A 12,803-nucleotide genomic window follows, 5' to 3' on the forward strand; every position below is an offset into this window, starting at 1 on the left:
TAACATCTATCAGTATTTAAGATATAAAAGGAGAACATTATGGAACAATGGATTACTGATTTTATGACGCATTATGGATATATCGGTGTCTTCATACTCGTATTTTTAGAATATGTTATACACCCCTTCCCTTCTGAAATCATATTAACATTCGCAGGCTTTATGACTTCACAGTCAGAGTTGAATATCATAATTGTATGTTTACTTACAATTTTAGGAGCCGTACTCGGAGCACTTGTATTATACAGTATTGGTGCATTTATAGGAGAAGAACGTTTATATAAATTTATACATAAACGTGGCAAATATATAGGTATCAAAACACAAGACTTAGATAAGACCATTCAATGGTTAGATAAATATGGACATTGGGCTATCTTTTTAGGACGCTTTATCCCAATTGTCAGAACGCTCATTTCATTACCAGCCGGTATAACTAAAATGAACTTACCCGTATTTATACTTTTAACAGCAATCGGTACAGGTATGTGGAATATATTTCTAATTATGCTAGGTAAAATGCTAGGCAATCACTGGCATCAAATTCTCGTATATGTAGGTATGTATTCTAAAGTGTTTATCGCGATTATCGCGATAGCAGTACTTTATGTACTATACTTATGGTATAAACGCATTAAAGAAACACGTGTTAATTAAATAAAAAACAAAACTTTCATAACCCCTTTTTCTAAGGATTGGTTATGAAAGTTTTTTGTATTCTATAAATAAGTGTTTTTAGTTTTTATAGTTTGAAATTTCGATTAAATTATTATCGGGATCTCTTAAATAAACAGAATTGATTTCACCAAGTGCACCAACTTTATCGATTGGCCCTACCTCAATGTTAACGTTATGATTATTTAAATGAGATACAACTTCTTCAATACTAGTTTTAGTTATTAAACATATATCAGCTGAACCTGCCATTGGGTTATGAGCGCTAGGTTTAATGATATTATGTTCGCTATGCAAGTTAATTTTTTGATTCCCAAACTTTAAAGCTTTTCTATTTTCCCCAAATTCAATAATTTCCATTCCTAATATGTTGCTATAAAAATCCAATGTCTTTTCAATATTAGAAACAGTCAAAACAATATGATCGATTCCTTCTATTTTCATTATTTTTCCTCCTTTTTCATATTTCTTCCCATATATATTTTTGCTTCTTGAATAAATAAATCAATGAGATTGTTATCCCAATTTTTCTTCTTTGTTAAAGCGAATGAATAAAAAGTAGGAAATTGCTCATTTCCCTCTATGATTTTTAACTTATTTGAATTTATTTCTTTCTCTACAGTTCTATATGGCAATACACTAAATCCCATATCATCTATTAAAAATGTCTTAATTGCATCTATACTCCATAATTCTGTTGTTTTAGAAACTTCCTTTAAGTTACTACTTAAAAAATCTTCAAACATCGTGCGATAAGTACTGTCTTTTTCATTTATTACAAAATGATTATACCGTTTACTACTTAACAACTCATCTAATGTATCTGGAGCAGAATGATGTGCCACAATAACAATTTCATCATCACTTAATTTATGTTTTTTTATTGCATTATTTTGGATTCTAGTATTGATCACAAAAGCTATATCTACTTCACCATTCATAAGTGATGCTTGATTTTTACTACAAGTATTATTAAGCAAATCAAATTCTGTATTTGGAAATTTTTCTAAAAATATTTTTATAACTTCACTTAATCCTGTTGTAACTAGTGATTCGGGTGCTGCTATTTTTAATTTATGAGTCATGTCCTCGTTCGATAATTTAATAATTTGATCGTGTGTTGAAATATAATCATTAACTAAAGGTAATATTTTTAAAAGAAACTCACTTTCAATCAATTTTTTGTTTGAGTATATAAATAATTCATTTTTCAATTCTGCTTCTAACTGATTAATTTGTTGAGATACATTTGATTGCGTATAGTTTAGTAATTCCGCTGTTCTTGTATAACTCTTCGTTTCTATAAGTGTCTTTAAAATTTTTAACTGCTTTATATTCATTCAATCACCTATTAATTTTATTAATGTATTAATAATAACATTAATTTCACTTATAACCAAAAAGACATTAAAATTTATATAGAGGTGAAGAACATGTCTGCGTTTTTAATTTATGTTTTTGTAACATCTATTACGCCAGGTCCAAGTAATATTTTTATTATGAATTCTACAAAAAAACATGGTTTATTAGGTGCAAAAAAATTTATACTTGGTATATTAGCAGGTTTTTTATTTTTAGCTATTTTAGCTTCTATTTGTTTATACTTATTTGAAGAATATATTGAAGCAGTTGAACAAACACTGAAAATATTTGGATTTGTATATTTACTGTATCTATCCTATAAAACGTTTACTGCTAGTAAAAACGATGAAACTGGTGATGTATATTCTACTTTTAAAGCAGGATTTTTATTACAAATTTTAAATATGAAAACATTATTATTTTATATCACGTTACTAGGTGTTTTTATTATCCCTAATTCCAATAACAAACCATTTATATATATGGTACTAACAATTATTATTGGTTGGGCTTGTCTTATTATATGGGGCGTATTAGGACACTATTTAAAAAGATATCTCAATAAATATCATTATATATTCAATACTGTTATGTCATTATTAATCCTATACTCCGCATTAAGCATTTTTTATTAATGAATAAAAGTGAGATTTAACTAAAAAACATAATGTGCAATATCATTTTCTGGAATCAATACTTCAATATTTAATGGTAGAGTTATTTGAGACATGTTATACACTTTATACATAAGGCACCTCGTTGATTTGGTTTTTGTCATGATTAATTAAATTATACGAGAGTGCTTTATTTTTTTGTATAAAATTGGAAATTTGTAACGATTTTGTGCTGTGCTGACGCCTGAGGGAATAGTATGTGTGAGAGACTACAGGCTCGAACCATACCCTAGGCAAGCATGCACGAACAAAATCGTAGATTATAAAAAATAACACCTCATTTTATACTGAATAAATCAGTAGAATGAGGTGTTAATAATTTGAGTTAGGAATTATCTCCCAGACTTTTTTATTTATGATTAATTGTTAATGATACTCTTATTAAATTCCATAATAGCGAACTATATTTTCGATATACTAAATATCTTGGTTCCCATTCTGGATAAAATTTTTGTTTATAATTCCGTAATCCTTGGAAGCTATATAATCCATTCATATTTTCAAATACTTTTGCTGCAAATTTTTCTCTTAAATATGCATATTGATTATGCCCTACATTGGATAACGTAGCCATTCCCATATTAAATTGTTTATAGCCTTGTTCTTGTGCCCATAATAACATATGGATATATAAAGCATCCATCATCGGTAGTTCTACTTCTTTGTTCCATCTAATTAGATCTACAGATATGGATTCATTATAATTCGTATACATTAATGAACAGAAACCTACTATTTCTTTATTATCATTTCTTATAACTGCGATTGGTGCTTTATTTAAATAATCTTCATCAAATGATCCAACTGAGAAGCTCATTTCTCTCCTATCACCTAACCAGCTATCACTAATAGATTTCAACATATCGATGTCATCTTGTGCATATGGCGCTTCTATAATTTCAAATTGATAGCCTTCTGACGCCATTTTATTATGTGTTGCACGCATACCACGCTTTTTCTTACCAGATAAACTAAATGTTTCTAGATCTATGAGCGCTTCTTCTCCTAATTTGAAAAAGACATTTCCATAATCATGATATAAAGATAGTAATTTACTTTGTACTTGATAGAAAATAATATCATGGCCTAAAAAATGCATTTGATCATAAAATTCTTTTAATACTTCATGATATTTATCCGAATTACCGACTGGATCACCTAACACGATAACTGCATTCATCTTATGTCGATACATAATAAAGACATCTTCATCTTTATTAACATAAAATGATTTATCTCCTGTAAATGCTAAGTGACTCACATAAGAACCTTGGTTTTGATCGATAATGTTCTGTATCGTTTCATATGTAGCATTTGTATATAAACTTTTTTGGAATCTTTTTGAAAGAATATAGGTTATGCACATACCGATTAAACATAATATCGCGAGTGCAATTAAGAACATTGTAAATACAGCATATTTATCAAATTTAGTAACTTCATGTGGATATAAATTTAAATAATTTTTAGTGACAATTCTATTGAAGATAAACATTGTTAATATTAATACACCACTTAAAACTATTTTCATAGGTGTCACAATCTTTTTGACAACAAGTGCATTTTTGTAACCGATAAATAATAATATTAAAAGTATCGCTAACCATAAAAATGCAATGATCGTGCTATTCGTTAATATGGATACGACTAACATTACGATGACAGAAATAATGCTCATGAGTATAGAACGCATCGTACCAGACATAACGCCTTTCGCGCAAATCAGTAACATAAGTGTAGAAGCTGTATGTAATGCTAATAAGATTGAATAAAAAGTATAATGATGTGAGTAAATAGCATCATATAAGATTAATATGTGATTAAAATAAAGAACAAATCCTGTAATACCAGATAATAGCCCTAGTGCTAATGTTGGTACTTTGTTCATAAAGTCACTTTGCACAGACTTGATAAACGATGTTGTATCAACAGCTGGTGTATAGAATTTACTTTCTTCGATATATTTTTTAGCGATACTACCAAATTCAAATGTAGATAAACCAAGTGCGATTATAAATGGGAAGAAGTAATAAGCAACTCTATAAAGTAACAACGCTAATAGTACTTTTTCTTCAGGTACACCAAGTGACTTAATACCTAATAAGATCACTAAGTCAAACGCACCGAAGCCACCAGGTATCATACTAATTAATCCTGATAAGGCTGCAACGACAAATATCCCAACTAAGTGCGCAAAGTCTACATGTATATGTAAAGCTTTTAAAATAACAAATAATAAGTAGCTCGCCGCGATCCATTCGAGTGCAGATACAATTGTAAATTTAAATCCAAGCAATCTATCTCGACTTATAGAAGGTTTTAAATACGACACAACTATAAATAATGGAAGAAACAAACTGCCAATATAAATGACAATTTTAGCCCATGAAATATCAGCTAGTAATGCATCCGCATTAAAAACACGAAATACAATAAGTGCACATAATAAACTTAAACCACTTAACATGGATAACAATAATAATGAAACACTTTTAACTAAATCTTTCTTATCTTCAACGTCATTTCTATAAGAATAAATTCTTAAACCAGCACCTATTAAACCACCAAAGCCTAAAATACTGTTAAATGTATTGATAATATAACTAATAGATAGTACTTTGTGTATCGGCAAACTGATCTTTAAAGATTGCTTTAACATCATGTCATATAATGATAAAACAGAAACGGAAAGTACACCTAATATAATGATGCCTACAAAATAAAAAGTATTCATTTCTCTAAAAAGAACGATTGTCTTTTTAAAGTCGATTTTCCCTAATTCATTATGCAATACAAATACAACGATGCATAATACGATACATATAAATAAAGCCTTTAATACTGGCAAAATTTTCTTTCGATTTAATAGTCTCATATTCCAACCTTCTTTAATTTTGTAATACTCCCAAATAATACCATATAAATATATAAATTAAAATGTTTAATAAAAGACTGCCATTAAGCTTCGAAAGTTAAAGGCAGTCTATATTTATAGTTTATTCTTTTTCGTATACAACCTCTTCATCTTTAAACTCGTAAGGACCTGAGTCATCTTGATAATATTTATTATAACGACGTTTAAATAATGTGAAGAGATGTGTCACAGCTACTTTAATAATAGCGTATGCTGGAATACCTAAAATAACACCAAGTATACCTGCTAAATTACCTGCACATAACAATACAAAGATAATTGTTAAAGGATGAATTTGCATTGTTTTCCCCATAATATTTGGCGAAATAAAATGTCCTTCTAAAAATTGAACTGCAGCCCAAACGATTGCAAGTTTCAATAACATAATTGGTGAATCAATTGCCGCTAAAATAATTGCTGGTGAAATCGCAATTATTGGTCCTAAATATGGTACAACACTTGTCACAGCAGCAATACTTGCTAAAGTTAGTGCATAGTCTAATCCAATGATTGAATAACCGATAAATAGTAATACACCAATACAGAAAGCAACAATCATTTGACCTTGAATATAAGAACCAACTTGAACATTCATTTTATCAATTAAATCGTGTGTATCTTTTCTGAATTTTGGTGGCATTAATCTAATAAAGTAATTTCTAAACTTCGCACCATCTTTAAGTAAGAAGAATAATACAAATGGGAATGTAATAATGATCACAACAACATGTGTAATTGTAGATACAAATGATTGGAACTTATTACTGAAATCCCCTACTGAATTAGATATTTTCTTTGGAATATCACTAAAGTTTTGTTGGAACCAATTTTGAGCTTGTGTATAGTAATCCGCTACAAATGAATTTTGAGAAAGCTCTTTTAATTTATCACTAAATTCATCGAAATATGTAGGTAAATTTTTAGATAAACTCTCAACTTGATGTTGCACAACAGGTATTAATAACGTCACAATTAGTGTAAATGCTGCGATAATTACACATAATAATATGATGATCCCCCATAATCTAGAGATGTTAAACCTTTCCATAAAATTAATTAAAGGATTAAACAAATAGAATGCAACAAACGCAACAATAATTGGGCCAATTAAAGTTGTCGTAATCGTAACGATAGGTTCAAAAATAAATGAAACATGTTGGAAAATAAATATTGTTAACCCTATCAAAATCAATAATCCTAAAATGAAATAAATATCACGTCCACCGAAAAACTGCATAAAACGTGTTGTTTTATTCAAAGAATTATTGGAATGCTTTTCTTTTTCCAAAATAAGCCCTCCTCTTAAAGATTTATAATCTATTATACCCTAATCGTTTCACTTTAAAAACAAAAATTTACAATTATAGTTTACATAATAATATTATAATTGTTATTTAATATATAAAAAGAAGATACACCATGAAGATGTATCTTCTAAAACATAAAAGTCTTATTTAACGACTAATATTTTATCGCCTTGTTCTACTGAACCTGTTGTTAGTACTTCTAATGAAGCATCACCAAGGTTTGTAACAACAATTGGTGTAACAGTACTATCAGCATTTTCTTTAATGAAGTCTAAATCTACTTTCATTAACGGTTGACCTTTAACGATATCTGTATCAGCTTCCGCTAAAATTTCAAATCCTTTACCTTCTAATTTAACTGTTTCTAAACCGAAGTGGATTAATAATTCAACACCGTCATTAGATTCTAAACCGATTGCATGTTTTGTTGGGAATGTCATTTTCAATTTACCATCAAATGGTGCAACTACTTCACCAGTTTCAGGAATAATTGCAACGCCGTCACCCATCATTTTTTCAGAGAATACTTTATCTGGTACTTCAGAGATATTAACAACTTCACCTTTAATAGGAGCATAAATTGTTGCGCCACCTTCAGCTAAAATAGCAGCACTTTCTTGATCGCCTTCTTCAGTAACAGTTGTTTCATCAGGTTTCGTAATTTCTCCTGAAATGATACGTGCCATGTCGTGTTTAATTTGATCTGATTTAGGTCCAAAAATAGCTTGAATATTGTTACCAACTTCAAGTACACCAGAAGCACCTAAACTTTTCAGTTCATCTTTGTTTACTTCAGATTTATTTAATACTTCAACACGTAAACGCGTAATACATGCATCTAAATGTTTGATGTTTTCTTTACCACCCATTGCATCTAATACATCGAATGGAAGTTCAGCTACCGAACTATTGCGTGTTTCAGATTCTTTATCTTCACGACCAGGTGTTTTTAAGTTAAATTTCTTAATCGCAAATGTGAATAAGAAGTAATAAACTAACGCATAAATAATACCTACTGGAATAACAAGTAGTGCATTAGTACGATCCCAGTTTAATAATCCGTATAAAACGTAATCGATAAATCCACCAGAGAATGTCATACCGATTTGGATATGTAGAAGATGCATCACTAAGAATGATGTACCTGCTAAAATAACATGAATACCGTATAATATTGGTGCTACGAATAAGAATGAGAATTCTAATGGTTCAGTAATACCTGTTAAGAATGATGTTAAACCTGCAGATAACATTAAACCACCGACAACTTTTTTACGCTCTGGACGAGCTTGACGATAGATTGCATATGCTGCAGCTGGTAAACCAAACATCATAAATGGATATTTACCAGTTGTGAATGCACCAGCTGTAAATGGTACACCGTCTTTAACTTGTGCCATGAATATTCTTTGGTCACCACGAACTAATTCACCAGCAGAATTTACATAGTTACCAAATTCGAACCAGAATGGTGAGTAGAAAATGTGATGCAATCCAAATGGAATTAAAGCACGTTCAATAATACCAAATATAAATGTCGTTAAAGCTAAGTTCTTATCCAATAAGAATGTAGATAAGTTATTTAAGCCATCTTGAATTGGTGGCCATGCAAATGAAAGAATAATACCTGCAATAATTGCAACTACAGATGTGATAATTGGTACAAATCTTTTACCAGCAAAGAATCCTAAGAATGGTGGTAAGTTGATATTATAATATTTGTTGTAACACCATGCTGCAAGAGCACCCATTATAATACCACCAAATACCCCTGTTTGAAGTGTTGGAATACCAAGAACTAATGCGTTTGCTGGATCTTTAGCAGTTTGTCCTAAAGTTTTAGCGCCTTCAGCGTAGCTATAAATATCATCAATTGAAATACCTTTAACAACACCCATTGTTGTATTCATAATAAGGTAACCAACTAATGCTGCTAATGCTGCAACACCATCTCCTCCAGCTAAACCTAATGCAGTCCCGAGTGCGAATAGCAATGGTAAATTATCAAAGATAATTTGACCAGATGATTCCATTACTGAAGCTATCATGACAATAACATCAGATTTTAACCAAGGTGCAATTTCAACGAATTGATCGTTTTGCATTGCATTACCAAACGCAAGTAAAATACCCGCTGCTGGTAAAATCGCAACTGGTAACATTAATGCTTTACCAATACGTTGCAATTGTCCAAAGAACTTTTTAAACATAATTAATACCCTCCTAATTGTTTAACTTTATAAATTACGGCATGAAAAAAGGCATGAGCAAAGAAACTTACCATTACGGTAAAGTCTATTTGCTCATGCCTGATCGTATCAGTAACACGCAATTTATAAGTTATTATTAAAGTGTTGAATGTGCATCGTTAAATATGCCAATTCAGATTGATATACCGGCTTCTTCAACTGTGTTTGCATCATCTTCACTATCTTTACAGAAATATTATAGCACAATGGATATTGCGCTTTCAATAGTGTTTCGATATTAGTTGCATCTGGAATTCGTTCATCTGCCAATACTCTTTGAATCGCAAAGTGAAGGTGCCGAACAAAACGACTATAATTAATACTATTTTTGTTAATATCAACTTCTAGGCCTTCTTCTATTATAATGATTGCTTTTTGAATAATCGCTTTTATATTGTGTATATCATGAATTGAATGGTTTACTTCTGCAGAGTGGATATGTAATGCAATAAATCCAGCTTCTGATTCAATAAACTGTAAGTTTAATTTTTCATTTAATGCTTTAACAGCTTTTTCTGCTATTTGATATTCTCTCGGATAAAGCAGTTCAGTCTCTTTTAAAAAAGGATTATGAACATGTATACCTTCTTTAATACGCTTGATAGCAAATAACATATGGTCTGTTAAAGATATTAGTGTCTTTTCACTAACACTTCCACCTAACTGTTTATCGATACCATTTACAACTTCTAATACGATATTAAACACTTCATCATTAGTACCATCTAATAATTGCTTATATTTATTTTTATCATTTTCAGATTCTAATAAATATACCTTTTCGATTAAATCTGTATTAATTTCTTCACCTTGTTTTTTTCCGAAACCAATCCCCTTACCAACTAATATAACTTCTTTATCATAATAATTAGCAACTAACACATTATTGTTTAATGCTTTTTCGATAATGTATTTTCCCATATCTAAAACCTCATTCTGAAGACCTATTACATATTATACATTTGATGATAATATAATGATAGATATATTTTATATCAATAAATACGAGGATGTGCAAACATATGAAAAAGACGAAACTATATATAATAAGTGTTCTTGCTGTTTTATTATTATCTACAATTTTATATCCGAAACATCAAGCCCATGCGGTAACTGAAGAGGCTTGGGATAATGCCGTTACTGTTTATGGTGCAGCATTACAAAACAATTCAAGTGCTAAAGATACAACTTCTAACTTATTAGGCACTAAAAACAGTGACAAGACAACTTACGTTACGGCTGATGACTTAAATAAATACTTAAATATGCAATCATCAAATGATGTCTTAAAATCAAGTATCCGTATTACAAAGACTTCTAAAGGCAGTGGTCTTAACTTAACGATCAATCAAGACCAAGGTCAAATTACAAAAGTAACTAAAGCCACATATAAAAATGCTTTAATGACAGCAGGTATTCAAGATGCAGATGTTACAATTGCATCAAGTGAAGATGTAACTGGCGAAAGTGCCTTAGCTGGTGTATACAAAGCATTTGAAGAACAAGGTGAAGAAGTAGATTCAAGCAGAACACAAGTCGCTCAAGAAGAATTATCTACAATTAATCAAATTACTGAAGAAAATAAAGGTCAAGAAGGATTTTCTCAATCACAATTAAACAAAACAATTGCAGAATCTAAACAAGCTGTAGCTGAAAAATCAGGTAATGTAACAATTAATGAAATAACAAATATCGTCAATCAGAAGATTGAAGACAATGGTTTAACAAATGTTATTAATGATAACCAAATTAATATGATTGTTAATGTTATTGATAAAGCACAAAAAGACGGTGTCTTTAGCGGTGAAAATGCAAAAGACTTTATTAATAACTCAAAAGATTATGTTAATGATTTAGTTAAATCAGATGAATTTAAAGATGCAAAGAAAAAAGCAGAAGACTTAGGTAACGATATTAAAGACAAACTTCAAGACGAAGGTTTCTGGGATAAAATCGTAAATGCTATTAAAGATATCTTCAATTCAATCGCAAACTTATTTAAATAATATAAGAAAAACGCCATGGGCTCGTGCCCATGGCGTTTTTCTTATATTATTTATCTTCGTCTTTATCATCATCTTTAATAATGTCAAAAGTATCTTGTTTAGGTTCTTCATACTTTGTATTTGCTTCAGATGATTGTTCTGTTGTTTCTTTTTTGTTTAATGTTGTATAAGGGTTATCGCCCCATGCTTCGATATTATTATAGTTAACTTTTAAGTTTTCAATTTTAAATACTGGGTTTAACTTACGCTTTCTTTGTGCACGATAATCTTTAGCAACTTCAAATACAACTGTTGCAAGTCCGAATAGTGCTACGATATTGATGATTGCCATTAATCCCATAAATAAGTCTGCTGTATCCCATACTGTTTGTACTTGTACAACTGATCCTACAAAGACCATAGCTACTACTAATGCTCTAAAGATAAACATTACGATTTTATTTTTAGTTAAGTATTCAATATTTGATTGACCGTAGTAATAGTTACCAATAATTGAAGAAAATGCGAACATAAATACGGCTAATGTTAAGAATATACCACCGAATTCACCAACATGTGTTGTAAGTGCTTGTTGCGTTACAGCCACACCTTGAGGCGCATCTGCTCCAAATTGTAAGTCAGTATAAAGTAATAACATGATTGCTGTTGCTGAACAGATAATCATAGTATCAAAGAATACACCTAACGCTTGGATTAAACCTTGTTTAACTGGGTGACTTACGGCTGCTGTTGCTGCTGCGTTTGCTGCAGAACCCATACCAGCTTCGTTAGAGAATAAGCCACGTTTAATACCTTGCATAATTGCAAATCCCATTGCCCCACCAAATGCAGGATGTAAACCAAATGCACTTCTTACGATATTTTGAATCATTGGCCAAATTTGATCAGCATTCATAAATAAGATATAACCAACTAAACCAATATATCCAACTGCCATAATTGGCACGATAAATGAAGATACTGTTGCGATACTTCTTACACCACCAAAAATAACTAATGCTGTAATAATAGCCAAGATAACTCCAGTTATCACATTTGAAAATTCATATTGTTCATTTAAAGAAGCTGCAATCGTATTAGATTGAACTGTGTTAAATACAAATGCAAACGTTACAGTTATAAGTATTGCAAACACAACACCAAGCCATTTCTGACCTAAACCACGTTCTATGTAATAAGCTGGTCCACCACGGAACCCACCTTCTTTATCTTTAACTTTATATACTTGTGCTAATGTTGCCTCAAAGAATGCACTTGCTGCACCAATGAATGCAATAACCCACATCCAAAATACTGCACCTGGGCCACCTAGTACAATCGCTGTTGCAACACCTGCGATATTACCAGTACCAACACGAGAAGCAGCACTTATAGCAAATGCTTGGAAAGAAGATATACCTTTTCTTCCATCTTCTAACGTTTCAGGTTTTTCGAAAATGACTCTAAACATTTCTGGTAGCCATCTAAGTTGTACTACTCTAGAACTTATTGTAAAGAATACACCAGCTAATAGTAATAGGAAAATTAAGTTTTGAGTCCAAATTAAATCATTACCCCATTGGACAAAATTATGAAACCAATCTGGGATATAACTATCAAAATCTTTCAAATAAATC

10 protein-coding genes are annotated in these 12,803 nt (G+C 30.7%); 3 read left to right on the forward strand and 7 right to left on the reverse strand.

Annotation, left to right across the window (positions count from 1 at the left end; translation table 11 throughout):
• Positions 1–39: 39 nt before the first annotated feature.
• Entirely contained in the window at positions 40–657 is a 618-nt protein-coding gene (locus tag LQ622_RS00455) for a DedA family protein (protein WP_126476732.1), read from the forward strand.
• A 78-nt stretch (positions 658–735) separates the two neighbouring features.
• On the opposite strand, the gene LQ622_RS00460 is transcribed toward LQ622_RS00455, so the two are convergent.
• Positions 736–1,119, reverse strand: coding sequence for a VOC family protein (locus LQ622_RS00460; RefSeq protein WP_126476731.1), 384 nt, complete (start codon positions 1,117–1,119; stop codon positions 736–738).
• Positions 1,119–2,015 carry a LysR family transcriptional regulator gene (locus LQ622_RS00465; RefSeq protein ID WP_239761912.1) on the reverse strand — a complete coding sequence of 299 codons (897 nt, stop codon included), beginning with the start codon at positions 2,013–2,015 and terminating at the stop codon, positions 1,119–1,121. Before LQ622_RS00465 ends, LQ622_RS00460 begins: the two co-directional genes overlap by 1 nt.
• 93 nt (positions 2,016–2,108) lie before the next feature.
• On the opposite strand from LQ622_RS00465, the gene LQ622_RS00470 reads away from it, so the two are divergent.
• Complete coding sequence (locus LQ622_RS00470; protein WP_239761911.1) at positions 2,109–2,672, forward strand: LysE family translocator; 564 nt, start codon at positions 2,109–2,111, stop codon at positions 2,670–2,672.
• A 388-nt stretch (positions 2,673–3,060) separates the two neighbouring features.
• Here the strand turns inward: LQ622_RS00470 and mprF are convergent, their stop codons facing one another.
• From mprF to glcT, 4 genes are all read right to left on the reverse strand, one after another.
• Positions 3,061–5,586 (reverse strand): bifunctional lysylphosphatidylglycerol flippase/synthetase MprF, encoded by a 2,526-nt coding sequence (mprF, locus tag LQ622_RS00475; protein WP_239761910.1) that lies wholly within the window; start codon positions 5,584–5,586, stop codon positions 3,061–3,063.
• A gap of 121 nt (positions 5,587–5,707) precedes the next feature.
• Positions 5,708–6,862 carry an AI-2E family transporter gene (locus tag LQ622_RS00480; RefSeq protein ID WP_078099920.1) on the reverse strand — a complete coding sequence of 385 codons (1,155 nt, stop codon included), beginning with the start codon at positions 6,860–6,862 and terminating at the stop codon, positions 5,708–5,710.
• A 213-nt stretch (positions 6,863–7,075) separates the two neighbouring features.
• Positions 7,076–9,142 carry a glucose-specific PTS transporter subunit IIBC gene (gene ptsG, locus LQ622_RS00485; protein ID WP_037587945.1) on the reverse strand — a complete coding sequence of 689 codons (2,067 nt, stop codon included), beginning with the start codon at positions 9,140–9,142 and terminating at the stop codon, positions 7,076–7,078.
• Positions 9,143–9,265: 123 nt separating this feature from the next.
• Complete coding sequence (glcT, locus tag LQ622_RS00490) at positions 9,266–10,102, reverse strand: glucose PTS transporter transcription antiterminator GlcT (RefSeq protein WP_037587943.1); 837 nt, start codon at positions 10,100–10,102, stop codon at positions 9,266–9,268.
• Between the two features lie 101 nt (positions 10,103–10,203).
• On the opposite strand from glcT, the gene LQ622_RS00495 reads away from it, so the two are divergent.
• Entirely contained in the window at positions 10,204–11,187 is a 984-nt protein-coding gene (locus tag LQ622_RS00495; protein ID WP_126476724.1) for a DUF1002 domain-containing protein, read from the forward strand.
• Between the two features lie 46 nt (positions 11,188–11,233).
• Here LQ622_RS00495 and alsT read toward each other — a convergent pair whose 3' ends face one another.
• Positions 11,234–12,796, reverse strand: a complete 1,563-nt coding sequence (alsT, locus tag LQ622_RS00500) for a glutamine transporter AlsT (RefSeq protein WP_126477029.1) — start codon at positions 12,794–12,796, stop codon at positions 11,234–11,236.
• Positions 12,797–12,803: the final 7 nt, after the last annotated feature.

This window comes from Mammaliicoccus sp. N-M50, from assembly GCF_022386995.1.
Taxonomy (GTDB): Bacteria; Bacillota; Bacilli; order Staphylococcales; family Staphylococcaceae; genus Mammaliicoccus; species Mammaliicoccus sciuri_A.

What these genes read in the sequence shown, in the direction of transcription:
- LQ622_RS00470 (WP_239761911.1), top strand. Translation starts at nt 2,109, where the DNA reads ATGTCTGCGTTTTTAATTTATGTTTTTGTAACATCTATTACGCCAGGT.
- LQ622_RS00480 (WP_078099920.1), bottom strand. Translation starts at nt 6,862, where the DNA reads ATGCAGTTTTTCGGTGGACGTGATATTTATTTCATTTTAGGATTATTG.
- LQ622_RS00495 (WP_126476724.1), top strand. Translation starts at nt 10,204, where the DNA reads ATGAAAAAGACGAAACTATATATAATAAGTGTTCTTGCTGTTTTATTA.
- LQ622_RS00460 (WP_126476731.1), bottom strand. Translation starts at nt 1,119, where the DNA reads ATGAAAATAGAAGGAATCGATCATATTGTTTTGACTGTTTCTAATATT.
- glcT (WP_037587943.1), bottom strand. Translation starts at nt 10,102, where the DNA reads ATGGGAAAATACATTATCGAAAAAGCATTAAACAATAATGTGTTAGTT.
- ptsG (WP_037587945.1), bottom strand. Translation starts at nt 9,142, where the DNA reads ATGTTTAAAAAGTTCTTTGGACAATTGCAACGTATTGGTAAAGCATTA.
- LQ622_RS00465 (WP_239761912.1), bottom strand. Translation starts at nt 2,015, where the DNA reads ATGAATATAAAGCAGTTAAAAATTTTAAAGACACTTATAGAAACGAAG.
- LQ622_RS00455 (WP_126476732.1), top strand. Translation starts at nt 40, where the DNA reads ATGGAACAATGGATTACTGATTTTATGACGCATTATGGATATATCGGT.
- mprF (WP_239761910.1), bottom strand. Translation starts at nt 5,586, where the DNA reads ATGAGACTATTAAATCGAAAGAAAATTTTGCCAGTATTAAAGGCTTTA.